The organism is Weissella uvarum (assembly GCF_016908785.1).
Lineage (GTDB): Bacteria > Bacillota > Bacilli > Lactobacillales > Lactobacillaceae > Weissella > Weissella uvarum.
Genome location: NZ_JAFBEO010000003.1, coordinates 1 through 25,770 on the forward strand (window position 1 = coordinate 1; position 25,770 = coordinate 25,770).

Consider the following 25,770-nt stretch of genomic DNA (forward strand, 5'->3'; position numbering starts at 1 on the left):
TACTGAAGGTAACGAGAAGGACCAAGCTAACAAGGCTGACAAGGACTTGCAAGACAAGAAGGACGAAGCTAAGAAGGAAGTCGATGGCCTTGAAACCTTGACTGATAAGGAAAAGGAAGATATTAAGGACAAGATTGACGGAGCAGGTACAACTGAAGAAGTCGACAACTTGGTTGATGAAGCTAACAAGCAAGACCAAAACAATAAGTCTGATAAGGACTTGCAAGATAAGAAGGACGAAGCTAAGAAGGAAGTCGATGGCCTTGAAAACTTGACCGATAAGGAAAAGGAAGATATCAAGGACAAGATTGACGGAGCAGGCACAATTGATGAAATCGATAAGACAATTGATGAAGCCAACAAGCAAGATCAAAAGAATAAGTCTGATAAGGACTTGCAAGACAAGAAGGACGGGGCTAAGAAGGAAATTGATAGTCTCGGCAACTTAACTGACAAGGAAAAGGAAGACTTTAAGAAGGAAATTGATGGCTCAAAGACAATTGATGAAGTTGATAAGACAATTGACGAAGCTAAGAAGCAAGATCAAAAGAATAAGTCTGATAAGGACTTGAAGGATAAGAAGGATGAAGCCAAGAAGGAAATTGATGGCTTAGAAAACTTGACTGACAAGGAAAAGGAAGACTTTAAGAAGGAAATCGACAATTCAAAGACAATTGATGAAGTTGACGAAACTTTGAATAAGGCGAAGGACAAGAATAAAGCTAACAAGCCAGATGGAAATGGAAACAAGCCAGACGGTAATGGTAATAAGCCAGATGGAAACGGAAACAAGCCAGACGGAAACGGAAACAAGCCAGAAGTTGAGAACCCAGATGGTAGCAAGAATCCAACAGGAACTAAGCCAGATGGAAACAAGCGTACTGAAGGTGGAACAGACAATGGTGGCCAAACGGTTAATCCGAATGGACAAGTTGATAATGGTTTGTCAGAAGCTAAAAAGACCGGACTTGCGGAAATCGACCGCATGGCTAATTTGACAGAAAGTCAAAAGTCAGCGCTTAAGGATCGCATTTTGAAGGCTAATTCAGCTGAAGAAGTGGCTGAAATCTTAGCAGAAGCTAAGCGGACTGCCCTACCAAATACTGGATTTGAAGATAATGTTGGCATGACCGTTGCTGGTGTTATTTCTGCAATGTTAGCAACCATTGGATTCGGCTTTGCACGTCGTAAGAAAAATGATTAATGAGATTGTTAGCTCATTAGCTAGTTACAATCGTTAATTTATAAATTTGCTCAGTAATCACAATAGTGGTTGCTGAGCTTTTTTTATGGCCGATATTTGAAGAAATTAATATGTTTGGGTATAGATGTTATGACTTTAGTTATTTTTAAGTCTGAAACCTAAGAATAGAAATATTATGAAAGGAAATGAGAAGTGATGATAGAAAAAAGAGAAGTACATTTGGCAGCAGCTTATTCAGGATTGTCTTTGTTAGTTTTATTTTTGATATTAGCTGTTTTGGTGAAATTGCATAGTCCGATTGTTGGCACAATTGATCAATTTGGGTTTCGCTTGGCTGAATCAGTAACATCCCCATTTGGAATTGAAATAGCCAAGATGATGACAACCTTTGGTGGCCCAATTCCAAATACTATTTTTGCTGTTGTAATTGCTACTATTTTTTGGTTCTGGCATAAAAAAGACGCTAGTTTAACATTATTGGTAAGTTATTTTACTGGTAGCGTGCTAGCGTTAATGGCTAAACTTGTGATTCAACGGCCTCGTCCAGTCGACCCTTTACAACATAATCATGGGTTTAGTTTTCCAAGTGGCCACATGGTTACGACGACGTTATTAATTTTATTAGTGACGGTACTTTTGATGCGTTATATGCAGCATGAAGCTTTGCAAGTCGTCTTGTGGATGTTCGCTCTTGCATGGATACTAATTATTGCGCTATCACGAGTTTATTTACGAGCACACTATTTAACAGACATTATCGGCGGTGGCCTTTTTGCCACTGGATTTGTATTATTAACGGTATTATTTAAACCATTGGTTATGCATGAACTTAATGATATGCGAAAAAAGTAGTCAGAGAAGGCTTAAAACTATTTACGGAATGGAGCTATTTCCGATATAATAGAAAAGCTTATTTACTTAACACGACAACATAAAAAAATTACACAAATAATAAAATTGATATTGGAGACACACATAACATGGTAAAAACGGTGGAAACCATTCTTGACATCTTTATTCATTTGGATAAACATTTGGATCATTGGGTAAATATTTTAGGGCCTTGGTCATATGGACTAATCTTTGCCGTTATTTTTATTGAAACAGGATCAGTGATTTTCCCATTTCTACCTGGTGATTCATTACTTTTTGCTGCTGGAGCGGTTGCCGCACTACCAAAAAATGTTTTGAATCCAATTTTTTTAATTGTTATTGTTTGGATTGCCGTTTTCTTAGGTGATTCATTGAATTTCTATATCGGACGGACCGTGGGATTACCATTAGTGCATAGCCGTATTTTTGGTCGCTTTATCTCGCAAAAAAATTTGGATGATACGAATAATTTCTTCCAAAAGCATGGTGCATTAGCTATTATTTTGGCCCGCTTCATGCCAATTATTCGAACGCTGTCTCCATTTACAGCAGCATTATCAGGTTACCCATATAAGCGATTTATCATGCTTGATATGATTGCGGCCGGCTTATGGACTTTGATTTGTATTCCTGCTGGTTATTATTTTGGCAGTATTCCATTTATTCAAAAGAACTTTTCACTCGTTATCTTTGGGATTTTGTTTGTTTCAGCTTTACCAGCCATCATTGGTGGAATTAAGTCGTATCTTTCAAATAAAAAAGAGAATGCGAACGTCGAATAAAATAAAAGCACCTGACCTATATGTCAGGTGCTTTTATTATTTATAATGAATGCCTATTTTTGAAGTCGTGTGATCGTTTTAGTTTTAATAGTTTTGAGGTGGTTGTTAGTGAAACTGATAATAAAATATTGATGATGGTGATGATTAAAAAGCCTTTGGGAATATTAGCCCCAGTGAATTGAATTAATAAGGTGGCTAAGGTCGTAAAAATTGTAATTAAGCTCATAATACCAAGGGAAATTTCATAGTTACCACGTAAATGTAAAATACGGTGGACGGCATATAAAATTCCAACACTAGCAATGATAAAAACCACATAGATGATGAAAAAACCATAAATGAAATTGGTTTGATGGTGTTTAGCATAGGCTAGAATGTCATCACTGGCCGTGAGTCCAATCACGAAATCAAAGATAAGAAAGATTAAGTAAATGGCAATGAGTCAGATGATGCTGGCAAAAATGAAATTAATGATTTTTTTGGAAATTTGTTTTAGATTTGACATGTTAATCCCAACTTTACTGCTATAATTTAGATTATTCATGTAATAGTATACTAAATTTATAAGATTATCGGCGTACGTTTTAAAGAAACTTGTTAAAAGAAGGCTAGGTAAACGGAATGAATGCGGTTTTTGATATTGATGGAACTTTAAGCTTTGATGGTCAGGTGATTGCAAAGACAATAGTTGATGCCTTGCATGCATTAGAAAACCAAGGGTACCAAGTGATTTTTGCTTCAGCTCGTCCAATCCGGGATTTATTGCCAATCATCCCTGAGTTTCAGCAGGATCATCTCTTGATTGGTGGAAATGGTGCAATTGTTCAACGACCGGATAACCAAGTTGTTGCCACACATTTGATTGATAGTGCGGCATTTATAACGATTAAAACGCTGATTGCACAATATCATTTGAATTATATTATTGATGATCGTTGGAATTATGCAGCGCGTGTACCGGCAAGTAATCTTATTTATCGCCAGCTCGATCCGGCCCAACTGGCACAACAAGTTTCCATTGATGAGCTTACTCAGCCAATTAAAATTATTTTGGTAGATATTCCTCAGGAAGACTTCCAAGACGTATTAACGCAGTTAGCGACACTTAAGCAATTGAATTTGGTAATCCATTCTGGCGAGCATAGCATTGATATTACGAGCCAAGGAATTAATAAGTATACAACCTTGATGAAATATCAAAGTCAGCCGTATATTGCGTTTGGGAATGACCACAATGATCAAGAGCTTTTACAACATGCACAAATGAGCGTGTGGGTCGGTGGTGTAAATGAGCGATTAAAACAGCTTAATTTTGAACCTAATCAGGTGGTAGCAGCTGATGTAGATGCCATTGCGCGGGCCATTCAAGATTTGATAAGTTAATGATAATAATATTTTAAAACATGCTATTCCTTGTAGGAAAGCATGTTTTTTATTTTAAGATAGGCTTGCTAAGAGACGTCAATTAGGTTTAAACTTATGTTAGTTAATTTTAAGTTGAGGTTGAATGATGTTTCCGACAGAAAATGAACCACGTAGAAAAATTATGATGATCGATTCAAAAAGTTTTTATGCGAGTTGTGAAAGTATTTCATTAGGTTTAAATCCCATGAAATCAATTTTAGTCGTGATTAGCCAAGCTGAAAATACAAATGGTGGGCTAGTTTTGGCGTCATCCCCCCGGGCTAAAAAAGAATTAGGGGTCACAAATGTGATGCGTAAACGTGATTTACCTCAGGATGAACGGTTAATAATGGTCGAACCGCGAATGAATTATTATATTGCGATGAATAAAAAGGTTAATGATATTTTTAAAGAATTTGTGGCTGAAGAAGATTTACAGATGTATTCAATTGATGAATCTATCCTAGATTTAACGCCTTCTTGGCGATATTTACAAAGTAAGTATGGCCAGGATTTAAACCTAAAAAAACTGGCGCGCATTATTCAATTGGAAATGAAAAAACGCTTAGGTCTGTATTTGACGATTGGCATTGGTGATAATCCAACGCAGGCTAAATTAGCGCTAGACATCGAAGCCAAACATAATCATAGTCTAATTGCTGAATGGCATTATGAAGATATTCCACAAAAGTTGTGGCCAATTACGGACTTAAGTTCAGTTTGGAGTATTGGTAAGCGTTCAGCTAAAACCTTACAACGGATGGGCATGATTTCGATGCAAGATATTGCCTTGGCTAACCCGTATTGGCTAAAAGAAAAACTAGGGGTGCGTGGTGAAGAGTTATTTGCTTTAGCTTGGGGTGTTGATCGCAGTATTGTGGCTCAGAAATATCAACCCAAGGCCGGTAATATTTCAAATAGTCAGGTCTTACCCCGTGACTATGCAGATGAACAGGAAATAAAAAATGTGATTCGTGAAATTGGTGAACAAGTGGCGGCCCGATTACGGAGTCACAATAAAACCTGTGGGGTGGTGTCATTAGGGAGTGGTTCAGCCTTGAGTGAGACGCAAAAAGGATTTTCAGCCCAAGCCAAAATTGACGCGACAAATCAGTCGCATAAAATTGTTGCGGCTCTTTTAGCGATTTTTGATCAACATTATGAAGGCCAGGTTATTCGCCATATTAGTGTGTCAGTTGGCCAATTGCAACCAGCATTAGGGGAGCAATTAGATTTGTTTGTGTCACCAGTTGAAGATATGAAACAGCAACAAGTTGATACAACGATTGACCATATTCGAAAAAAATATGGGGTAACCGCAATTGTAAAGTCTTCATCGAAGATTGATGGTGGGACAATGTTAGATCGAGCTGGTTTAGTTGGTGGCCATAATGGAGGTAATGCATATGGATGATGAGGATGCGTGGGTAATTGCTGAGCGTTTTTTCCGACAAGACTATCATGATCGGGGAATGGTCAAGTGGCAGGGCTTTTATCTTTCTGACCATACTGAAGATGTGGCACACTACACACAAACAGCTCAAGAAAAGCGTAATCAAAAGCAAATGCCTGAAATGGATATCATGGATATTTCGGATTGTCTATTGAAAGCGTACCAGCAAAGCGGTTCAGCTCAGTATCAACTCAAGGGTAAAAATGAATTAGGTTTTTATGCTCCCGTTGTTAAAGGCAAAGTATCGGGTTATCAAGACGAAGATGTCTTTATTGATCAAAATAAAGTTGCTTTAGAAAACATTCAATGGTGTGCACTTTGCTGAAAGATACTTTAATAACTTGTAATATTATTTAGTTGGATGGCGTATTTGGTGAATCAAAGCAGTGATTTTAGCGAAATAATCTAAACTTGGTACTGATTTATATCCTCAAAAGAAAACAGTTAATCTAAGACGACTTTGTGATTTATATCGTAAAGTCGTCTTTTTTTAGTATGCTTTGATGTATAAAATGATTTTAAAAATACGGAACGGTCGAGGTGAAACCTTTTAATTAATAATGTTTTGTCATCAGTTTTTTAATTTAAGGGCGTAACATGCAAAGGTGCTAAAAGCTCTAGCATTTATATAAAAGAATTTAGCGATAACTGGTTATTTTTTTAATATAAAAACTGAGGGAGTAAAAACACATAAATGATTAAACTTATACTGAATTTGTTTTTTTATATCTATTTGTGATGAGTATCATTATCACGATTGAAAGTCTGTATTTTAATTTTTATAAAAGAGGTGAAAAGTACGAAGATAATCCAAATTTATCAGAATACCAGCAATCGATAAGGGCAATCGATGAGCAACCATTCGTTAGTTTGTTAGTTCCGTGTTACAACGAATCAGACAATATCGAAGGTATCTTAAAAACAATCGACGAAGCTTTAGATTATGATTATTTGGAAGTTATTTTAATCAACGATGGATCAACAGATAATACAGCAATTAAGATACGGACTAGTTTGATGCGGATGCATTTAAATAAAGAATTTCGGTTTGTTGATATTGAAGAAAATATGGGAAAAGAAAATGTACTGTTGCAAGGCGCATTAGCCACTAAAGGGGAATTTTTAATGGTGATGGATACAGATGCGATTTTGGATGTGGATGCAATCAAAAAATGGTGGTGCATTTTAAAAATCCAGCTGTTGATGCTGTCACTGGGCAACCATTGGTACGGAATTTTACAACCCTATTAGCTAAAATTCAATTGGCTGAATATTCAAGTCCAGCTGTTGATGCTGTCGCTGGGCAACCATTGGTACGGAATCTTACAACCCTATTAGCTAAAATTCAATTGGCTGAATATTCAAGTATTGTGTCGTTAACTAAACGGGCCCAGAGTGTGCAAGGTCGTTTAAATACAGTTTCAGGAGTATGTGTCATGGTACGTAAATCAGCTTTATTAGCATCTGGCTGGTGAGATGAGACCACTATTACTGAAGACATTGCACTAACTTGGAAACTACAACGAGCAGGGTGACAAGTCGATTACGAACCAGAAGCATTGTGTTGGATCTTGGTGCCAGAAAAAATTTCAGGGCTCTTTAAACAACGCTTACGTTGGGCCCAAGGTGGCGCCGAAGTATTACTACATAATCTAAATCTTATTTTTAAACCGAAAGACTGGCCATTGTTGCCATTGCTATTAGAACAACTGGTCAGCACGACCTGGTGCTTATTGTGGTATGTATCCTTATTTATTTTCATTAAATCATGGATAGTAATGGGCTATCCTAACCGGATTTCAATTGCAATGGGAGCATTGCTAGTGGCCACTTGCTTAGTACAATTTATGACCGCGTTGTATGAAATCAAAAAAGTAGATGATACTGCTACGAGATATTTATATTGGGGAGGTTGGTATCCAATATTCTATTGGATTATTAACCCAGTAACGACACAGTGCTGGCTTTGCCAAAAGCAATTTGGAGTACTTTCGCTCAGAAGCAAGCTACTTGGACAAGTCCAGATCGGGGAGTGAATTAGATGGCAGAAAAACAAAATTATATAATCGATAAAAGTGAAAACCCATTGCTAACATTTTTATCATTTTTGATAACGATGTTAGCATGGTTGTTAGTTATTTACTTTGTCGTTTTTAGTATTTTTTCGCTTGATTTCTTTTTCTTTCATTGGCGAATGGCGACACGGTTTTATCATCCACAAACGATGACGATTGGGGTTTTGATTCTATTATGTGGATTTGGCTTCGCCATTATTTTAAATCTGCTTATTTATGTTATTGGGTTAACAATGAAACGCAAACAAAGTAAGCAAACAAAGTCAGAAGCCAAATTTGAGCAACAAAATCAGGTTGCCCCTATCGAACTGGCTCAATATTTTGCATTAACGCCAGATGATATTGCTAAAAGGCAGCACAATCAGATGGTTACAATTACAAAAGAACAGTGTATTGATGCGGATGCATTAGCAGAATTGCGAGAAGAGCATATTTAGTAATTATTTTTTGTAAGAACATTGCTAAACATTCACATGGCAAACAGGCGACTATAATTTAGTGGCCTGTTTTTTTATGGTTAGGGTGAGCGGTCGTTAGGAGTGGATGTGAGCCACCCTAAATTTTAAGGTTTCAAGGCAATGTTAAATCGATCACTTTATGAACTGATTTTCATCACTTTCTAATTTAACGGTTTGTAAGCGCTTAACTATAGGAATATAATTCTAATTTAAAGCTAATAATTATGTGAGCTTTAAAAAATATGGTTAGGCGTGATGAGTTTCATCGCGAAGGGGTATTTAAAAATGGGCGAAAATAAGATTGTGATTTATGGAACAGGCTCATTGGAAACAATTATCGGGGCCTTTTTAACGCAGGCCGGTGAAAATGTAACTTTGATTGATGTTTGGCAAGAAAATGTGGATACATTAAATGAAAAAGGTGCTCATGTGGTTGGAACAACAGATTTAACAGTTCCAGTTAAGGCAGTAACACCTGATCAAGTGTCAGATACCTTTGATATTATTTTGCTATTAACGAAGTAAGTATTTAATGAGACGATTGTACCAAAGGTCAAGGAATTGCTTAATCCAGATGGGACTTTGGTTTCATTGCAAAATGGCGTTCCAGAAAAGCATATTTTGACGCACCTTCCTGCTAAAAATGTTGTAGCTGGATCAGTTAAATTTTGCGGAACAAGCAAGGGACCTGGTGAATCAGCCTTAACAACTGATTTTGATACGTTTAAAAGCTTTGCTTTCAAGATTGGTGAAATAGATGGTTCAACAACTGATCGGATTAAGGATGTTCAAAGTGTCTTGAATCACGTTGGCGGTACCTTCATTTCAGATAATTTGATGGGGACAAAGTGGTCTAAGCTATTAATTAATTCATCATTTAGCGGTCTTTCAGCTACAACAAACTCAACCTTTGGGGATGTGGCAGATAATGATGAAACGGTCTTAGCTGCCCTTAACATTATCAATGAAGGGCTTGAAGCAGGTTCAGCCGATCATGTTCAATTTGATGAACTTAATAATTTTGATTTGAGCTACTTTAAAAAGCCAGTTGATGGCAAATTTACCGATGAGCAAGTGGCAACACTTCGTAAGCTAATCGAACCTATCCGCAAGCTTGAAGCAAGTATGTTGTAAGATTTAAAGAAGGGTCGTAAGACAGAGGTCCATGATATCAATGGTGTTGTTGCTGAAACAGGGGCACAACATGATGTGCCAACACCATTTAATGATTTAGTGATGACTGTGTCAAAGGCAGAAGAGACCAAACAATTACCAGAATTTGATACAACGCTGGCTGAAATTATGCCATTACTACAGGCATAAAAGAAGCATTGTTTATTTAGAAGACTTAGCGAAAGCTAGGTCTTTTTTTGTGCGGTGTGATAGCTAGCTGGCCTGATTTCGCAAAAAATTAAAATGTTTTACTTGCAATATTATACTCCATATCGTAATATCTTTTGTGCAACGTAGTTCGGAATATCATATTATAAATTCAATAAGGAGATTGATGATGAATCAACCAATTTTACAAGCAGAACATATTCAAATGACGTACCAAAAGGGGAGTGACATGTCACAAGCCGTCTTGAAAGATCTTTCTTTGACGGTGGCACCAGGAGAATTCTTAACAATCATGGGGCCATCTGGTTCAGGTAAGTCGACACTCTTAAACATCCTGTCAACGTTGATGAAGCCAACGGCTGGGGATGTGACAATCAACGGTCGTGATATCTTGAATATGAATGATAAGGATATGGCTAATTTTAGAAACCATGACATGGGCTTTATCTTTCAAAACTATAATTTGATTGAAAGTTTGAGTGTTGCTGAAAACATTGGTTTGCCATTGAACCTACAAAAAGTACCCACTAAGTTAACGCGTGAACGAGTTCAAAAGGTGAGCGCCTTATTGAACATCCAAGATTTACTCAAGAAGTATCCGGCTCAATTGTCTGGAGGACAACAACAACGTGTTGGGGCAGCGCGTGCTTTGGTACATGAACCAGCTTTAATTTTCGGAGATGAACCAACTGGTGCACTAGACTCGCAAAATGCCCGTGAAATGATGCAATACTTAATGCAAATTAACCAGGAAAAGTTAATTTCAATTTTGATGGTAACGCATGATGCCTTTTCAGCTAGTTTCGCTTCAAGAATCTTATTTTTGACCGATGGTGAAATTTCAGGAGAATTAATTCGTGGCGCAAAAAGCCGTGAAGCCTTCTATCAAGAAATTTTGCAAGCCTTAGGAAACTTTGATGAATAGGGGGTTACAAGATGTTAAATAAAATTGCTTTTAAAACCCTTCGTCAAAAGTGGCGTGATTACAGTATTTTGTTAATTGGTACCACCATCACGGTCGCAATCTTCTATATGTTTAGTAATATTGCGATGAATGATACTTTGTTGAAAAGTCTATCGTCGGTAACGCAAAAGACCATCGTGATTGTATTCATGTTGGGTCAAATTTTGCTCGGTGTAATTACCTTTATTTATTTGAATTTTGCGAATAACTTTTTGATCCAACTACGCCAAAAAGACTACGGCATTATTTCGATGCTAGGGGCAACAAAACGTCAATTAGGTAGTCTTTTGATGCGAGAAACACTGTTAATTGGTGCGGTTGCTTCAATTCTAGGTATTATTTTGGGGATGGGCCTTACACAACTGAGTGGAAAGTATTTGATGCAAGCGATTGATGTGAAGATTACGGCTTGGAGTAATTGGTCAACGCAAGGGGCTTTGGTAACGATTGTATTTTTCTTAGTTATTTGTTTCTTAAATGGGTTGTATAATCGTTGGCGGTTAATGCATTTAGACACTTTGACGTTATTAAAAGCTGATCAATCAGTGAAGGTTAAGCCAGCTAAGCCAAAACGTCAATTTGTACTGGGCCTATTAGGATTAATTATTTTAGGTCTTAGTTTTGCGATGATGCCCCAAGTGACCAAGTGGCAAATTCCTGGGCTAGTGGTCGATTTGATTTTAAATGTGATTGGAACTTACCTATTTGTCGGTCAAACGCTTGGCTTGGTAACCAATTGGTTAAGTCATGCTGATTTTGCCCAAAAGGGATTACGGAGCTTCTTAAATGGTCAATTGCGTTTCCGATTGGATGATTATAAGCGGGTGCTAACCATGATTTCAGTTTTGTTTGGACTTGCCTTAGGTGCTATTAGTGTGGGACAAGGTTACTATGTGACTTTGCCACAACAAGCCGTACAAAATGATTCCTTTACTTTGGCTGTTGAGAATCCAAAAGCGGATTTTTCTGGCTTGAAGGATGTAACTTACAATCAAGAGTTGGCTTATACGATTAAAAATCGGACGGTTTACTTTGATAAGCAACAGGTTGCGCAAGCTAAAGTGCCAACTTTGCAATATGATCACACGAAGAGTGATGTTAATGCTAAGCCAAAGCGGACAACTCTGGATGTGAACCATCCAGATGCTGCTTCAGACTTAACTATGATGAATATGGTGAATTATGTGACTAAGCAAAGTTTTGATGGTCCATTTGAACCATATGAAGCTAAATTAGTGGATCACTTGCCAGCAGGTAAGCAAAAGAGTCTTAAAATTGTGAAGGTAAAAAATCTAGCTGAGAATGAGCCAGCTTTGAAGAAAATCAAGCAAGCCGAACAAGCTTATACTGGTAATCATGAAGTGAACTTACCAGGGGCTTATGGTACTTTGGTAATGCTAAAGGGTGTCTTTGGTGGTCTAGAATTCATGAGTATCTTCTTGGGAATTGCCTTCTTGGTTATGTTGGCATCAACATTAATGTTTAAGACTTTGACTAGTGTTAGTGCAGATCGCCGTCGTTATGAAATTTTGTCAATGATTGGTTCAACACCACACAAGTTGACGATGACGACTTTCCAAGATACAGGAATCTTATTCTTAGTTCCAATGGTAATTGGCTTGGCCGATGTTAGTTTTGGTTTGCAAATCTTCAAACCAATTATGAGTGACCCCTATAGTGGATTAGCTTTGGGTTGTGGGTTAGTGCTTGGTATTTATGGAATCTACTATCTATTAACCAGTTTGATTTATCGGCACTTAGTATTAAAGAAGTAATTGAATAATTTATCTCAGGTTATAGAAAAAGGAACAAGTTAGCATGATGCTAACTTGTTCCTTTTTGATTTATTGATTAATGCCAGTTGGTTGAGTAACCTAGTGCTGAGCTAAGTCCAATATTGATAAGGACGATGGCAGCCAGGCAGATGGCATGAAAAATTTTGTGATTAGATAGCAGTGCGACGTATTCACGAAGATAAGCATTATATAAGAAGTAACGACTTGTCTTCGCACCAATCCCATCGATATTAAGTCCAACAGCGCGAGCGTAACCTGCGGCACGAAAGACGTGGTAATCACTTGTTGCGAATAATCCGTTTTGTTCATTAACATCTAATTGTTGTTCAATGACACGCTTTGAATACAACATGTTTTGGTAGGTTGTTTGGGACTGATCCTCAACATAGACCTGGTCAGCTGGGAATCCTTCTGATAAGGCATAGTCGCGCATGGCAACCCCTTCAGGAATCTTTTCATCAGGACCTTGACCACCAGACATTACCAAACTAGGCCGGTATCCAGCTTTTTCAAATTGCTTATTTGCGAAATTAATGGCGGCGTTTACGCGTGACTTGAGAAGCGGTGAAATTTTGTCGCTATCTAGCAAGCCAGCACCTAGGACAATAATGTAGCTTTGGTCATACTTAGGCTTAAAGAGCTTATACAAGACAAGGGACATCATGAAGCTGATCATCCAAAAGACTAGGTACATCACAACACTACCATAGATGTTTTGAATCCCTTGGGCTAACCAATTTGGTAAGTAATGGTGGATGAGACGCATGAAGACGGGCATGATAATAATGACCAAGCCAAGAATTAGCGTTAAGAGATTTCCTAAGTTATGGCTTTCTTTATGCCAGACGACCCAGGCATTCCAGAGTAAGATAATCCACAAGCAAACTGAGAATAGCGATAAGATAAAGCCAATTAAGGCTAGGAAGCCAATCCAGATGAAAAGGATTGTGCCGGCATGAAACTGATAGAGTGTTCCAGTAATGGCAATCGCTAAGACAATCAATAGAAGCGTCAAAAGCATTCCATTTAAGAGGCGGACCTTATTTGATTTAAAACTGGCGTACAGGGCAAGGCCTAGACAGACAACCACAGCCCAAAGCCCAATTACGAGCATAGTTAAGTGCATAAATGTTTTTCCTCACTTTTTATCGATAGCAGACTGTGTGTAGATTAGTGCCTATATCATTGACCGTCTACACATCGTGTCCTATTAATTCAAAACAAAAACTAATCGCTATCGTTTATAGATATATATTATACAAATATTCAATTGTGTTAAAGCCTTGTTTTGTAATTCTTAAAAAGAATCGCCAAAGCTAGTCATTTTTAAAACTATCAAAATTATCGATCCCTAATGCCATGGATTACCCTGTAAGCAGAGCTTCATCTTCTAGCAAGTCTAATCTAAAAATTTGATAAATGGGGGGATAACATGGAACAGCGTATCTGATTTTTGAAAAATTAAAAATAAAAAATCTTTACATACTATTTACGAAATAGTACCATATCAGAACAGATGACAAGGTTACACATAATCTATTCGCCCAAATTTGAAAGGACATTCTTTATGCTTGCAACAAAATTTAACGTACGTGGACTAACTTCATACCAACTTAAGATGATTGGAATTATCTTGATGTTTGGTGACCATATTCAACAAATGTTTGAATACGTCGGAGCACCATTATGGCTCCATATTCTGGGGCGCGTGGTAGCGCCAATTTTCCTTTTCTTATCAGCAGAAGGTTTTCACTACACGCATAGTAAGGCCAACTATATGCGGACATTGCTGATTGGCTTTATTATCTGTAATATCTTGTTTACAGGAATCTAACGCTTATTACCTAATGATTATGTGGTTTTAACAAATTCAATCTTTGGAACCTTGTTCTGGAGCACGGTCCTAATGTGGATTATCGATGGCTTCCGTAAAGAGCAGCCGTATAAGTTGAAAGCCTGCTTGGCATTAGTGGCTTCACTGGCTGTTTCAGCCATCCCAGTGGTTTTGATGGCGGTAGTACAAGATCCACAATGGTTACAAGTCGTTGCCTTAAGTGGCGTTTTTATCCCTTCAATTTTCTTGGTGGAAGGTGGTCCAGCCTTCATTCTGTTGGTCGGTGCTTTCTACTTATTAAGAGATAAGCGTGCTTGACAAATGCTGCCACTAGTGCTAATAGAGCTTATTATCTTTATTCAAGATTCACGTAACATCCAGTGGCTAATGGTATTTGCTATTATTCCATTAAGCTTCTATAACGGACGTGAAGGACGCAAGGACAAGTGGTTCTTCTATATCTTCTATCCAGCGCATATCTTGATTTTATACATCATTTCAACAGTCTTCTTTACTTAATATAAAAGCACTAACTATGTGGTTGTACATTGTTAGTGCTTTATTTTTTATCTGGGGATGTTCATTATCATTTCTGGTCTAAAATCTGTTTAAAGGCCTCAGTGTAATGATCGCAAGCATTATAGTCTGCAAGCAATGACTTATTCTGAGTAGGGCTAACACCTTCATTCAAAAGCTTTTTATATAACTCATAGTATGGCAAGTGCATCGTTTGGGCTAATTTCAATTCAGTCTCTATGTCGTAAGGGACCTTTTTAAAGTCCGCGTTTAAGAGACCATTGTCGTCAATTTCAATAATGGCATATCCGTGAATGTCTGATATTAAGGCGATTTTAGTCATGTTTATGTCCTCCATTGCAACAAGAAAATCAGTAGTATCTAAGGACTAGTATAGGCTAATTGAATTTTTTGTAAACGCTTACGTAAGAATATAGTGATGACAATGAAAGAATTAATATTTCCAATGCCGCAGGACGTAAGGTGATCATTTTACGTGGGTTTAAAAAATTCAAAGGGCGTGATGAAAGGAATACACGAGTTACGGTGATGGATATGATTTGGCTAACTGACAACTTTACATTCAACCTTGAGAAGGTTAGTGGATTCTTAACTATTGAACAATCGCAACAATCTCACATTGATGGTTAACTTAATCTGGCAACCTAAAACTATTTCTTCACCTTGCAAAAAGAATCTAACCATCAATTAGTTAACGTCGCTTAAAACATTACTTTATGCAGCCGTAGTTAGAACGGATGGCACAAAAAAAGTCTCTTTAGGTCTACTTCTTAAAGAGTTTTAATAATTCAAGGGCCGCCTCTGCCTTCAATAATTTTCGTCCATTTATTTATAACACCAATTAAATATACTGAATACGGGGCCTACCTGGGTTCCTCTTTATATAGAGTAGGAGAGGAGGTAGTGAGGGCCTTAGGGGATACGTTGTTTTATTACGGTATTTTCATGTTGATGAACGAGAGAAATGGTAAAATCAAAGCATTGATATGCATACTAAATATGGAAGTAATTCAATCAAGTGAGGATAAAGTGATGGCTGAGTTAAATTTAGCGCAATACACCGACCAATTAATTGAACTTTATTCAAATGATATCTCTGATAATCTTGATAGTTTTTCATTGGGGATGATCCGTGAGATAAGTGCAGATTATTTCATTTTCGAATCAGTTAGTGAATCTGGAACGTTTGACGCATTACAAATTAGGGTAAAACAGTGCGTGGCAAAAATTGAAACGCAAAGTGCTTATATCGATTTGTACCAGTTTATGATTAATATAAATGAGAAAGCTAATTTGTATGATCCATATAAGCTATTGACACATTCACCAAATTACGGTAATTATTTAGATCCACTCGCTAGTGTGCTAAATATAGCAAAGCATGAAGACAAACTCATTAGTTGTGTGACAACAGATGAGCAGGATCTCATCACAGGTAAAGTCATCGATTTATCTGACATGAGTGTAACTATGTTATTGTTCAATTTTGAGACTAATACACTTGAGGAACAAATTACGATTCCATTATCAAATGTAATTCAAGTATATGCTATTAGCGAACAGAATTATTTCTTGGAAGCATATTTGGATAATAGTACTTTAATGGGGTGAGTTATATGTTTAGAAAAATTTTGTCCGTTATATTGGGCTTGCTATTTATTTTAGGCTCATTTGTGTTATTTATTGATGCACAAAGTGATTATTTGGTACGAGAAATGGCCAAGCAAGATAGTATAAGTAAGAATTTTACACATTTTAATTTGCCTAATGACATAAAGGGTGATCAAGAATATCGGGAAGTATTAGATGTTTTAAATAAAACAAGTGAACAAGAGCATGTTAATTATGCAAAACTTCAAATTTTTAACGGCTTCAATGTGAATGCTTCAAAGCAAACGTTAAATTACGCCAGACCAAGTACAAAATTAAATTATCAAGTATTCACTGTTAAACCAACAAGTATTTGGTCTTATTTTGGAAAACAAAAAAGTTATGTTAATGATACATTTACTTTTAAAAACGGCATAAAAGGATATACAGCGAGTATCACACCCATAAATAAAAATATTTCGTATGATGGTCGGCAAGGCACATTCTATGTAGAAACTAAAAGCGTAAAAGAATACAATCTATTTATTACTAAACTGAAAGATAACTATAACTTTAAATTTGGTAAACAATATAAGACTGATGATTTTAAAACTAATCGTGATTATGACGAGAAGAGGTTAGAAATTGACGTGCCATCCTTTTCTAATCTTAACCAGGCTTTGTTTAGTATCTTAGCTATTTTTGTTGTTTTATACATTTTACTAAGTACAAAATATATAGCTGTTTATAGATTAGCTGGTTTATCTACATTTAGAATGGTTTTTAATTTATTTAAATCATTTTTTTTAATAGTATTCGTTGGCATGAGTGGATTAATTGGATACTTATTACTGATTAAAAAATGGCATATCGGTTTAACCCCATATATGCAAATCACGGCTATATTGATGTGCTTATTGGTACTTGCAGCAGTGATTGTTTATCTATTGAATTATTTGTCGTTCAATAGTCAGTTAAAAAATAAAAACTATTTGAATTGGTCATTTTATCTGGTTTATTTAGTTAAGGCAATTGCATTGATCATGGTTTTTAGTAATTTAATACCTTTATTTCAACTAGCTACTTCGATGTATAACTCATCATTACGGACTACATACGGTAATCGCAAGGTTGGTAATGAGTATGGGGTAATTTACCCGCATCTAATCGGTTATGATACTGATCAACATACTTTAGCAGATAGTGAAACATTAGATAATGAATTATATAGTTTCATGAATAAAAAGGGTGGGATAATTTTTGATGGATCTTCAAATGAAGATTACCAAACTGGCCCTGAATACATTAAAAGTAATATTGTTAACCCGAATTATTTACGTCGTTTTCCAATTAAAGATATTAATGGTCAAAAAATTCATGAAGCTGATTCTGAAAAAAAGATTTTATTAATTTTGCCATTGTCGGAAAAAAATAGTGTTGATAAGCGGGAAAAATATATAGAAGATACAGAATACGAAAATATAGGCAAAAAGCCGGTAATTCAAGTTGTTTTTGTGCCTAATAGTGAAAAATATTTCAATTTAACAGAAGGCAAGTATAAAGATATTACTGCAATGTTTGTAACTACTAAATACAATAGTGGGTTTATTAATCGTGATATGATGAACAGTCAGGGTAATCGAGATGCGCTTAAGATACCTATTTCTAAAAGTGAAAAGCAGACTTATTTAAATCTGTCGGATAGCTTGGAAAAATATAACTATGCAGATAATTATTTACAAGTTGTTAAATTAAATAATCTGGATTTTGAAGATGTGAAAAGGTCAGTAGGCGACGTAGTTCAAGCAAGTATCTCATTATCACTTACACTGATGTTTATATTATTTATCACAGTCTATCTGGTGGTTTTGTATTTTAGAAGTAACTCAAAAAAGATTTATTATAAATACATGGCAGGCTATAGTACAATGCGTATTTTGGTAGGATTATGGTGTTTAATTATCTTGCAATATGTATTCCTATTTTTAATTAACTTTATGGAAAATCAAATAGATGTCTTATCTACATTATCAATAATGACAATGTTCATTGTAGAAGTTATCTGTGTATTAATAACAAGTAAAATACTGACAAACAACTTATTAAAGGGGAACAAATGATGATATTATCTTCTTCAAATAATGTGACTTTACAAAGTGTGGATAAGAAATTTGGTGATAAACAAGTATTAAAGGATGTTAATCTTGAATTTAAAAAAGGACAAATTACGACCATATTTGGCCGGAGTGGTGCGGGTAAAACTACCTTGTTAAACTTAATTGGTCTTGTAGATACACCAGACTCCGGCAAAATAAAGGTGTTTGATCAAGTGTTACCTAAAATAACTAGTCGTGAAGCGATGTTGTGGCGAAGAAATAAATTGGATTATTTATTTCAAAATTTTGGGTTGATTGATGACATTACTGTTGAAAAAAATTTAAATATTAGTTTAACGTATAAAAAACTAAACAAAAAAGTTGCTAGTTTAAAAAAAGAACAGGCATTAGCTGACGTTGGTTTGGATAAATCATATTTAAGTAAGAAAATTCACACACTTTCTGGTGGAGAGCAACAGAGAATTGCGATTGCCAAGACAATTTTAAAAGATCCAGAATTAGTATTGGCGGATGAACCAACTGGATCATTAGATATAGAGAATAAAAAGAAAATTTTGAATCTATTAATTGAGCTAAAGGCACGGAATAAAACTTTAATAATCGTCTCGCACGATAGAGATCTAGAAAACATTAGTGACGCTTGTGTGTATTTATGAAGAATTTACTATTGCTCGCAACTGTCGTTGGTGGAACTATTAAACTGGGAAATATTCATTCAGGGAAAAGATTAGTAATTCATGTCATTTGGATTTGTCACTAAGGATTATAGAGCAAAGCACGAGTTAACGAAAAAACAGTTAGCCATTACGGTTGGTGAGACTAAACACATTGAGTTAAAAATAAATACAGTTAATCAAGGTGGCTAGGTTTAATTATTTAGATTTGGTACTTTTGGGACATGTAATCATGCTGTCTAATCACAAGCGGGAGAAGAAATTGAAATTGTAGTCACTACATTAACTATACTGCCTGGTGAAAAATCTAAAAGATTCAGTAGATTCATAGTTTAGAAGATAGAAGTAGTATATCTCTATTTCGATGTAAGAAGTAAGGATGGCTTTTTGTGTATTTATGCGGTAGGAAGTAGCATTATCAGCTAGTAATTAACCGGGTTACGAAATAATTATTATAAACATAATGGAGATGTTAAATGGAAAATAAAAAAACAGCTGATTATTTTGGGAAATGGGTTTGACATTAATTCAAAATTAAAAACATCATACGATAATTACTTTGATTCGATAAAAAAAGAGGGGGGAACAATTATTTAACTAAAAAATCAATTTGGCATACAATTTTCAATGTTTTAGTAGATAATTCAACAGGGAAATTGTGGTACGATGTTGAGTCCGAATTGTTGGATTTTTTGGTTAATTACCATATGCCATCTATGTGGATTTCTGCATACTTAGAATCGCATAATCATATATCAAATGAAGAGATAGATGAAATTGAGGAATACTACAATGATGCGATCGATGCTTTTATGCAAAACTTTGGTGAGGTTAGGGATTCTTTCTTCAATGATTTGGGGAGCAACTTATTACATAGATTAATTCATGATATTGTTGCCTATCAATTTCAACAAAATGAAAACTTTAACCTAGATACTAAAAAGCTATTTAGGCTTATTAAATGTTTTCTTCATCAAAGCAAATTCAACAGTTCTGACGAAGGGACAAATCTAGAATTTCAAATGTTTAGTGATAAAGTAAGAATCCTTTCTAATAATAAACAAATTAAGTGGACGGAAGAAATTAGAAAAGATTATTTCCCCTTAGATAATTATTTTGAGCGGGAATTGAGAATTTTCGAAAAAGATTTTAAGGCCTATATAATCGAACAGGTTAAAGATAATAGTGTATATGAAGATAGATCTAATGCTCTTTTGACTGTTCTTGCTGGTGACATTTCTTGGCCAGACTATGTTGAAGTATTCTCATTCAATTACACCTTACCCAAATCAAAGCGTATAGCTAATTTAAGGAATTTGCACGGAAATATTAAAGATGAAAATGAAATCATCTTTGGCATTGATAACGACTCTGTTTTCGAATCTGAATCATATGCTTCAACGGAGTACTCGTCATCAAAAATTAGAGAGCATTTATTGCCCTACACAAAAACTTATCGGAACTTATCAAGTACGAATGATGATGATTTTTCAAATAAGATAGCTGAATTAGAATATATAAAAGTATTCGGACATTCGTTGAGTAAAGCTGATTATGCCTACTATCAATCATTATTTGATGCTAATAACTTGTACGATTCAGATGTGAAATTAATTTTTTATTATTATGATCATAGTGCAACATCTGGTCAATCATTAGATGATATAAAGAATAGTTTCTTTAAGCGAGTAACTAATCTCATTACTGCTTATGGTGAATCTATGCCAAGTGCAATTCAAGGTAAAGACAATCAGCAAGGACGTAACCTAATGCATAAGTTAGAAATGGAGAACCGAATCAAAATAAAAGAGTTAAAAGAAGAAGAGATAGAAGCTGCAATAAAGAATAGAGCTAATAGTGATGCCAAAATTGAAGCAGAAATAAGAGGAGAACAACTTGTAGAATCAGGCATTATGCCAAGAAATTCTCAATAGTAACAATTGATTTTTAAAGTAGTGAACCTTTCCGGTTTGCTACTTTTTTATTTGCACTATTTACCGTTCAATTAGTCTCAAAAAATGGACCGAGAAGGTAAATGGTAAATAAATCAGATGACAACGTTCATGCAGACATAAAAAACATGAAATTCATCGATTAGTAGTTACGGGCTTGCTTGTGCAGTGATTACGATAGCTTTTTGTTGAAGAATAAGTATAGATGATTTGTGAAACAAAAGTATCCTATACTTTGGACATCATGTATGAATCTAATGGCATTACGGAAGTTACAGGGGGAAGAGAGACAGGTGGGAAAATTTAAGCTGCTTTTTCAAATTATTTATTAAAACAAATTCGTAAATAACAATTGATTAGTTTTTTAAGAGGAGGCTTTGATTGGGGGAAATATCTTAATTGAAAAGTATTTGTATAGAGATTATTAAAGAAAATTGACTTCTAAAATTTTTAAATCATCAGTGGTCAATCATCTAGAAAGTCACTGAAATATACGTCTTTTGACAATACTTTTAGCCGGCGAGAGAAGGTATACTTTTCCGAATCATTAGACTTAAATATACTTCCTACAATATACACTATACACTACACGTGGTTTCTTAGATTTTAGGTTGTTTCTTAGTTCGGATCTTACCTTTGGAGCATTTGGCATTCCAGTTAAGTCATCCAAATCCATGATAATATTTTTAAATTTTGACTGATTATATGAATTCGCTAATTTCAAATAGAATTTATTTTCATTGTACTTCGACGTATTAATACAAAAGCTCCCCTTAAATACCAGCACTTGGTTTGTAGGTGTTACTTCAGAAAAAGTTTCATCTAAATCAATAACAAACGAAGATAATTTTACTTTGGAATCGTATAGTAATCCTTTAACCAATGATTTATTTGTTGAAGGCCAGTCAATGCCACCAATAAATCTATCTGGATCTTCCGCATACATCTTAGCAAGAGATGCGATTGAAGTTAGTTTTCTTTGTGAAAAATGCTGATTAAACGTTTCATAATTTGAATTAGTCGCATGCGCATGCATGTGCAGATTATCCAAATTATCGTCATTTAGTAGAGAATCAGATTGTGTGTCATCAATAGTTTCAACAGTTTTGTTATTGCTAGAATCATCAATGAACTTAGTTAAATTGGTTGATATTTCCTCGCTAGAAATTGGCTTGGATTCAGTTCCATTTATTATGTTGAGAAATTTGTTAATTGCAGTCTCAGAACCATATTTAAAAATACATCCTATTTTATGACTTTGATCTGCATTATTATGGCTTTGGCGGAAATAAATTCTTTTTTTTGAATCTTTTCCTCAATTGATTAGGGTTAATTGGCATCCACAATGGTCTAAATCTGGACATATAAATTTACTCGGCCCAGTTGTTTTTGGGTTGCCGAATGACTATCTTCCCAAGCTTGTTGTGCAGTTAAAATATCTCCAGTATCTATTGATTGTGCTATTTCAAATTTCATAAAAAGTATCCTTTCGCCTCTATGAGAGAGGCCTAATCGATTATTTCTCACTTGAAAAGCATATATAATATTGTATTGGCACTTATTGTTGCCAAAAATTCAATGTGTCTCTTGCTCGTAAAGTCTAAACTAAACATCATTATAATTTGATAATAGCATAGACTTATGGCCAACCTAGGAATAAATTATTTGTTTTCCGGCAATGTGTGGAATATTCTAAATAGGGATGTACCTGAATTTATACTGAGTTGGTTAAGGTTGCAAATATATTTTTATCATACTTACTTAAATGTTTAAAAAGAGCAATAGGGAGCATCGTTCCGTTTAATTTATACTGAAGATTATATAGTGAAAGGCATAGAGATGTACTACTTGTTTTGTTACTGAAACAAGTAGTACATCTCTATGCCTTTTCTTTATTCTTTGCATTTTTGAATAAAGAAAAAGCCGACTAACTTTTGTTAGCCGACTTGATCTTTGACAATTTGATATGAATTAACAGGTTAACACTTATGCAAATCATCTACCGCAATTGAGAGTTTATCATATTTTGTTTCCTGTTACGAGGTGTCGCGGACGTAAAAGAGAACTGTTTGACCTCGTTAGAAAAAAGCCAAAGCTAAATTGAAGAATTTAGTAAATTCCTTTTCAAGCGAACGTAGTTTGAATTGGGATAGCCCATTCAATGGGGTCTAGTAGACTGCTACTGCGTTTATTTTTTAAAAGAACACTGGTTAATAATGAACAAAACGATACTAATAGAGAACCAAAAGAAATAATGATGGGCAACAAAGTTTTTATATTATCGAAAAGAACACTTTGTTCACTTAACTTATATTTAGTTAAATATTCAATAGTTCTTTGAAATCTATACACAATTAAAAATGAAAGTATAAATACCACTCCACACCAAACAAATGCTATTAGTACTACAGATAAGGTGTTCCAGTTGTTCAAGAAATCATCAGGATTAAAAACAACAAATCCAGTTACACAAAGAGTTAATAATAAAATTACTGGAAGGGAACATTTATTCAACGCAATGGTGTTCTTTTCTAAATTATTCATGTCTTTTGTCTTTGAAAAAAACTTAGTGTAAACAAATATTGATAACTAATCCAAATTAAAAAAATTGAAATATTAAAAATATACATTTTAGTAAAGTAACTTGATGTATATGAAGAAAAATTAATGAAATTTAAGGCAAATGCTAGTGTCTGTAGTATACAACCAAATGTGAAAAATGTTACTAAACCTGGAACCACAGTATTAAATAGTCTAGACTTCCAACTTTTTTCTTTTCTTGTAAAATTTTAAAAAGACTGAATTTCATTATTTTGTTTTGGTTTGGTTTAATTATTTTTACTTTCACTGTATTCTGTTCAACATCATTATTATCCATGATAAATTACTAACTCCTAAAATAAATTTAACGCATATTGCGATGACGTATTTAAGTATACAGAGCAGGCGATTTTAATACCACTAAGACTGGTTATCAACTTAATGATAATCAGTTTTTATTATATCTCAATGTATCTATATATAAAGAAAAGAGGATATTATTTATGTTAAAAATTACAGAATTACCTATCAATATCGACAAGACTTTTGGAAAACTAAAATATGGTGGAACGAGTCAAGGGTACGTGAACTTAAGTGCTGAAAAAATTAGTGCTAATCGTTTAATTAAAATCAAACCGGTTGATTCATTCAGCAATGATGACTTTGAATTCATGCAAGATGTTAAGTTGATTAATCCAACAATTGTTCAATCAGATATTAGTCAACGTAATAATTCAGGTGTCTTACAAGCCAAGATTGTTTCCATTGATTCCACTGAAACAACTTACTGGACAAATGAACCAACAGCGGGAGATGGTATTGTTGTTACGTTTGGTGGAAATGAGTTTGAAATTCCAGTTAAACAATACTTAGGTTCAGAACTACAATTTGTAGGAGTAACTACGGGTTATTCTCAAGGACAATCAACTATGAGACAACAAGCAATTCGTAATGGTGAACCTATTGATAATTTAACAGAAGAAGTTGTTAAGCTTGCTGTCTATGATTCTCAAAAGAAACAAAACTTATCAATCGACTTACCACTTGCTACTTTAAGCTCTATCGAAAATGATTATCAAATGGGGGATAACATTAAACTCGTTAATCTAAGAATCAGGTTCTTTATGCCTGAACAAGGTAATTACTCACATATAATGTCTGCTGATAATTTAATAAAAAGCATGAATAATTCACGTACTGAACCAAATTCTGCAGAAAATCACAAAAATAAACCCGAAAAAAATAATCAGTAATAACATTAAACCTTAAAAAACAAGTAAACGTATGCTATTCTAAGCAATAATCAATTTTTTAGTTAAAGGAAAGAATACATATGGATATTACTAATTTTTTAAGTAATCAAAATGGTTTTTGGATAACACCTGTTATCGCGTCTGTATTAACATACTTTTTTTCTACAAAGCATAATGATCGCATTAATGAGCAAAATAGAATTGCGGATAAAAAAGAAGCTGAGAGAGTTAGACTCTTAGATAAAGAAGAAGCAAAGGCAGATAGAAAAAAAGATATTTGGTATCGTAATTTAAGTGAGTAAAAAAACAATGTTGCATTCTTAGAGGGACGATTTACTAATATCAGTACTCTTTTGTATATGCCTGAAAATACAGAAACTTTCACTAGTTTTTTTGCTGCTACAAAATTCGATTTAGACTTCGAACAACAATTTGATGATTTATATGCTACCCTTGAAAAAATGAAGATTTGGTTCAATAATATTGACTCGGAAGATTTCGACAAGCAATTTTCTCAAGGTACGGGCAAACCCGAATATACGTATTCGTATCTAAAACATGTTTATTACACTGATATAAAATTACTTGTTGATGCAATGTCTGATCAAATTTGTTCTTACATGGTACAAAATCCATCTGTATATCTAGATTTTTCATATGGGAAAACTTATAAAGACGAAGCCAACCGTAAATACTATGACCGTTCTAAAGAAAACATCAATAATACTGCTGAACAATACGAGAAAACTGTAAAAATAATGAAAGAGATTTTAAATGACGATATTAATTCATTACAGATTTTATAAAGGAACTCAATGCTAATTTTTAGAAAAATAAAGATCCATCTTTTATATGGTGAGCTTCCAAAATATATTATTTTATTTTTGTCCTTACCATTGCTACTAGTCTCGATAATTCAATT

The 25,770-nt window shown here is 34.7% G+C and carries 27 protein-coding genes and 1 pseudogene; 23 read left to right on the forward strand and 5 right to left on the reverse strand.

Annotation, left to right across the window (positions count from 1 at the left end; translation table 11 throughout):
• The 13 genes and pseudogenes from JOC36_RS04330 to JOC36_RS04400 form a co-directional block, all read left to right on the forward strand.
• On the forward strand, positions 1–1,204 hold a 1,204-nt coding region (locus JOC36_RS04330; RefSeq protein WP_205145289.1), incomplete at its 5' end, for an LPXTG cell wall anchor domain-containing protein.
• A gap of 195 nt (positions 1,205–1,399) precedes the next feature.
• Complete coding sequence (locus JOC36_RS04335) at positions 1,400–2,056, forward strand: phosphatase PAP2 family protein (protein ID WP_205145290.1); 657 nt, start codon at positions 1,400–1,402, stop codon at positions 2,054–2,056.
• Positions 2,057–2,184: 128 nt separating this feature from the next.
• Positions 2,185–2,859 carry a VTT domain-containing protein gene (locus JOC36_RS04340; RefSeq protein WP_239517534.1) on the forward strand — a complete coding sequence of 225 codons (675 nt, stop codon included), beginning with the start codon at positions 2,185–2,187 and terminating at the stop codon, positions 2,857–2,859.
• Positions 2,860–3,480: 621 nt separating this feature from the next.
• Positions 3,481–4,242, forward strand: a complete 762-nt coding sequence (locus tag JOC36_RS04345; RefSeq protein WP_205145291.1) for an HAD-IIB family hydrolase — start codon at positions 3,481–3,483, stop codon at positions 4,240–4,242.
• A 127-nt stretch (positions 4,243–4,369) separates the two neighbouring features.
• On the forward strand, positions 4,370–5,677 hold the full coding sequence (locus tag JOC36_RS04350) for a Y-family DNA polymerase (RefSeq protein WP_420825617.1): 1,308 nt from the start codon (positions 4,370–4,372) through the stop codon (positions 5,675–5,677).
• The gene (locus tag JOC36_RS04355; RefSeq protein ID WP_205145293.1) at positions 5,670–6,041 is read left to right on the forward strand and encodes a hypothetical protein; all 372 of its coding nucleotides are present in this window, start codon (positions 5,670–5,672) and stop codon (positions 6,039–6,041) included. The genes JOC36_RS04350 and JOC36_RS04355 overlap by 8 nt, the downstream gene beginning before the upstream one ends.
• 413 nt (positions 6,042–6,454) lie before the next feature.
• Positions 6,455–6,967, forward strand: coding sequence for a glycosyltransferase family 2 protein (locus tag JOC36_RS04360; protein WP_205145294.1), 513 nt, complete (start codon positions 6,455–6,457; stop codon positions 6,965–6,967).
• Positions 6,940–7,191: a glycosyltransferase family protein gene (locus JOC36_RS04365; RefSeq protein WP_205145295.1), complete on the forward strand. Its 252-nt coding sequence runs from the start codon at positions 6,940–6,942 to the stop codon at positions 7,189–7,191. Before JOC36_RS04360 ends, JOC36_RS04365 begins: the two co-directional genes overlap by 28 nt.
• 99 nt (positions 7,192–7,290) lie before the next feature.
• On the forward strand, positions 7,291–7,752 hold the full coding sequence (locus tag JOC36_RS04370; protein WP_205145296.1) for a hypothetical protein: 462 nt from the start codon (positions 7,291–7,293) through the stop codon (positions 7,750–7,752).
• Between the two features lie 5 nt (positions 7,753–7,757).
• On the forward strand, positions 7,758–8,228 hold the full coding sequence (locus JOC36_RS04375; RefSeq protein WP_205145297.1) for a hypothetical protein: 471 nt from the start codon (positions 7,758–7,760) through the stop codon (positions 8,226–8,228).
• A gap of 306 nt (positions 8,229–8,534) precedes the next feature.
• Positions 8,535–9,572 (forward strand): annotated as a pseudogene (locus JOC36_RS08705) (ketopantoate reductase family protein).
• A gap of 187 nt (positions 9,573–9,759) precedes the next feature.
• Positions 9,760–10,515 (forward strand): ABC transporter ATP-binding protein, encoded by a 756-nt coding sequence (locus JOC36_RS04395; RefSeq protein ID WP_205145300.1) that lies wholly within the window; start codon positions 9,760–9,762, stop codon positions 10,513–10,515.
• An 11-nt stretch (positions 10,516–10,526) separates the two neighbouring features.
• Entirely contained in the window at positions 10,527–12,329 is a 1,803-nt protein-coding gene (locus tag JOC36_RS04400) for an ABC transporter permease (RefSeq protein WP_205145301.1), read from the forward strand.
• Positions 12,330–12,405: 76 nt separating this feature from the next.
• Here JOC36_RS04400 and JOC36_RS04405 read toward each other — a convergent pair whose 3' ends face one another.
• Positions 12,406–13,476, reverse strand: coding sequence for a YdcF family protein (locus JOC36_RS04405; RefSeq protein WP_205145302.1), 1,071 nt, complete (start codon positions 13,474–13,476; stop codon positions 12,406–12,408).
• Between the two features lie 441 nt (positions 13,477–13,917).
• Between JOC36_RS04405 and JOC36_RS08710 the strand changes: the two genes are divergently transcribed.
• The 3 genes from JOC36_RS08710 (at position 13,918) to JOC36_RS08720 (ending at position 14,703) form a co-directional block, all read left to right on the forward strand.
• Complete coding sequence (locus JOC36_RS08710) at positions 13,918–14,184, forward strand: TraX family protein (RefSeq protein ID WP_239517535.1); 267 nt, start codon at positions 13,918–13,920, stop codon at positions 14,182–14,184.
• A 72-nt stretch (positions 14,185–14,256) separates the two neighbouring features.
• Positions 14,257–14,502: a hypothetical protein gene (locus JOC36_RS08715; protein ID WP_239517536.1), complete on the forward strand. Its 246-nt coding sequence runs from the start codon at positions 14,257–14,259 to the stop codon at positions 14,500–14,502.
• 3 nt (positions 14,503–14,505) lie between these two features.
• Positions 14,506–14,703, forward strand: coding sequence for a TraX family protein (locus JOC36_RS08720; RefSeq protein WP_239517537.1), 198 nt, complete (start codon positions 14,506–14,508; stop codon positions 14,701–14,703).
• A gap of 67 nt (positions 14,704–14,770) precedes the next feature.
• Here JOC36_RS08720 and JOC36_RS04415 read toward each other — a convergent pair whose 3' ends face one another.
• The gene (locus tag JOC36_RS04415; protein ID WP_205145303.1) at positions 14,771–15,043 is read right to left on the reverse strand and encodes a hypothetical protein; all 273 of its coding nucleotides are present in this window, start codon (positions 15,041–15,043) and stop codon (positions 14,771–14,773) included.
• A 710-nt stretch (positions 15,044–15,753) separates the two neighbouring features.
• On the opposite strand from JOC36_RS04415, the gene JOC36_RS04420 reads away from it, so the two are divergent.
• The 4 genes from JOC36_RS04420 (at position 15,754) to JOC36_RS04440 (ending at position 21,036) form a co-directional block, all read left to right on the forward strand.
• Entirely contained in the window at positions 15,754–16,332 is a 579-nt protein-coding gene (locus JOC36_RS04420) for a hypothetical protein (protein ID WP_205145304.1), read from the forward strand.
• A gap of 5 nt (positions 16,333–16,337) precedes the next feature.
• On the forward strand, positions 16,338–18,431 hold the full coding sequence (locus JOC36_RS04425; protein ID WP_205145305.1) for a hypothetical protein: 2,094 nt from the start codon (positions 16,338–16,340) through the stop codon (positions 18,429–18,431).
• The gene (locus JOC36_RS04430) at positions 18,428–19,084 is read left to right on the forward strand and encodes an ATP-binding cassette domain-containing protein (RefSeq protein ID WP_239517538.1); all 657 of its coding nucleotides are present in this window, start codon (positions 18,428–18,430) and stop codon (positions 19,082–19,084) included. Before JOC36_RS04425 ends, JOC36_RS04430 begins: the two co-directional genes overlap by 4 nt.
• A gap of 734 nt (positions 19,085–19,818) precedes the next feature.
• On the forward strand, positions 19,819–21,036 hold the full coding sequence (locus JOC36_RS04440; protein WP_205145307.1) for an AbiH family protein: 1,218 nt from the start codon (positions 19,819–19,821) through the stop codon (positions 21,034–21,036).
• A gap of 571 nt (positions 21,037–21,607) precedes the next feature.
• Here the strand turns inward: JOC36_RS04440 and JOC36_RS04445 are convergent.
• The 3 genes from JOC36_RS04445 to JOC36_RS04450 form a co-directional block, all read right to left on the reverse strand.
• On the reverse strand, positions 21,608–22,090 hold the full coding sequence (locus JOC36_RS04445) for a hypothetical protein (RefSeq protein ID WP_205145308.1): 483 nt from the start codon (positions 22,088–22,090) through the stop codon (positions 21,608–21,610).
• 314 nt (positions 22,091–22,404) lie between these two features.
• Entirely contained in the window at positions 22,405–22,530 is a 126-nt protein-coding gene (locus tag JOC36_RS08770; protein ID WP_275585799.1) for a hypothetical protein, read from the reverse strand.
• A 648-nt stretch (positions 22,531–23,178) separates the two neighbouring features.
• Positions 23,179–23,598, reverse strand: coding sequence for a hypothetical protein (locus tag JOC36_RS04450; protein ID WP_205145309.1), 420 nt, complete (start codon positions 23,596–23,598; stop codon positions 23,179–23,181).
• A gap of 500 nt (positions 23,599–24,098) precedes the next feature.
• Between JOC36_RS04450 and JOC36_RS04455 the strand changes: the two genes are divergently transcribed.
• The 3 genes from JOC36_RS04455 (at position 24,099) to JOC36_RS04465 (ending at position 25,654) form a co-directional block, all read left to right on the forward strand.
• Entirely contained in the window at positions 24,099–24,848 is a 750-nt protein-coding gene (locus JOC36_RS04455; RefSeq protein ID WP_205145310.1) for a hypothetical protein, read from the forward strand.
• Between the two features lie 80 nt (positions 24,849–24,928).
• A complete protein-coding gene (locus JOC36_RS04460; RefSeq protein WP_205145311.1) occupies positions 24,929–25,150 on the forward strand; it encodes a hypothetical protein in 222 nt (73 codons plus the stop codon).
• A 57-nt stretch (positions 25,151–25,207) separates the two neighbouring features.
• Positions 25,208–25,654: a hypothetical protein gene (locus JOC36_RS04465; RefSeq protein WP_205145312.1), complete on the forward strand. Its 447-nt coding sequence runs from the start codon at positions 25,208–25,210 to the stop codon at positions 25,652–25,654.
• Positions 25,655–25,770 lie beyond the last annotated feature (116 nt).

Bases quoted from the DNA above. Each gene is read 5' to 3' on its own strand.
- JOC36_RS04375 (WP_205145297.1), top strand. From the start codon at position 7,758: ATGGCAGAAAAACAAAATTATATAATCGATAAAAGTGAAAACCCATTG.
- JOC36_RS04460 (WP_205145311.1), top strand. From the start codon at position 24,929: ATGGATATTACTAATTTTTTAAGTAATCAAAATGGTTTTTGGATAACA.
- JOC36_RS04405 (WP_205145302.1), bottom strand. From the start codon at position 13,476: ATGCACTTAACTATGCTCGTAATTGGGCTTTGGGCTGTGGTTGTCTGT.
- JOC36_RS04340 (WP_239517534.1), top strand. From the start codon at position 2,185: ATGGTAAAAACGGTGGAAACCATTCTTGACATCTTTATTCATTTGGAT.
- JOC36_RS04400 (WP_205145301.1), top strand. From the start codon at position 10,527: ATGTTAAATAAAATTGCTTTTAAAACCCTTCGTCAAAAGTGGCGTGAT.
- JOC36_RS04445 (WP_205145308.1), bottom strand. From the start codon at position 22,090: ATGCATGCGCATGCGACTAATTCAAATTATGAAACGTTTAATCAGCAT.
- JOC36_RS04450 (WP_205145309.1), bottom strand. From the start codon at position 23,598: ATGAATAATTTAGAAAAGAACACCATTGCGTTGAATAAATGTTCCCTT.
- JOC36_RS04430 (WP_239517538.1), top strand. From the start codon at position 18,428: ATGATGATATTATCTTCTTCAAATAATGTGACTTTACAAAGTGTGGAT.
- JOC36_RS08770 (WP_275585799.1), bottom strand. From the start codon at position 22,530: ATGAAATTTGAAATAGCACAATCAATAGATACTGGAGATATTTTAACT.
- JOC36_RS04335 (WP_205145290.1), top strand. From the start codon at position 1,400: ATGATAGAAAAAAGAGAAGTACATTTGGCAGCAGCTTATTCAGGATTG.
- JOC36_RS04345 (WP_205145291.1), top strand. From the start codon at position 3,481: ATGAATGCGGTTTTTGATATTGATGGAACTTTAAGCTTTGATGGTCAG.
- JOC36_RS08715 (WP_239517536.1), top strand. From the start codon at position 14,257: ATGTGGATTATCGATGGCTTCCGTAAAGAGCAGCCGTATAAGTTGAAA.
- JOC36_RS04350 (WP_420825617.1), top strand. From the start codon at position 4,370: ATGTTTCCGACAGAAAATGAACCACGTAGAAAAATTATGATGATCGAT.
- JOC36_RS04465 (WP_205145312.1), top strand. From the start codon at position 25,208: ATGCCTGAAAATACAGAAACTTTCACTAGTTTTTTTGCTGCTACAAAA.
- JOC36_RS04440 (WP_205145307.1), top strand. From the start codon at position 19,819: ATGTGGATTTCTGCATACTTAGAATCGCATAATCATATATCAAATGAA.
- JOC36_RS04455 (WP_205145310.1), top strand. From the start codon at position 24,099: ATGTTAAAAATTACAGAATTACCTATCAATATCGACAAGACTTTTGGA.
- JOC36_RS04425 (WP_205145305.1), top strand. From the start codon at position 16,338: ATGTTTAGAAAAATTTTGTCCGTTATATTGGGCTTGCTATTTATTTTA.
- JOC36_RS04360 (WP_205145294.1), top strand. From the start codon at position 6,455: ATGAGTATCATTATCACGATTGAAAGTCTGTATTTTAATTTTTATAAA.
- JOC36_RS04395 (WP_205145300.1), top strand. From the start codon at position 9,760: ATGAATCAACCAATTTTACAAGCAGAACATATTCAAATGACGTACCAA.
- JOC36_RS04420 (WP_205145304.1), top strand. From the start codon at position 15,754: ATGGCTGAGTTAAATTTAGCGCAATACACCGACCAATTAATTGAACTT.
- JOC36_RS04355 (WP_205145293.1), top strand. From the start codon at position 5,670: ATGGATGATGAGGATGCGTGGGTAATTGCTGAGCGTTTTTTCCGACAA.
- JOC36_RS04415 (WP_205145303.1), bottom strand. From the start codon at position 15,043: ATGACTAAAATCGCCTTAATATCAGACATTCACGGATATGCCATTATT.
- JOC36_RS08710 (WP_239517535.1), top strand. From the start codon at position 13,918: ATGCTTGCAACAAAATTTAACGTACGTGGACTAACTTCATACCAACTT.
- JOC36_RS08720 (WP_239517537.1), top strand. From the start codon at position 14,506: ATGCTGCCACTAGTGCTAATAGAGCTTATTATCTTTATTCAAGATTCA.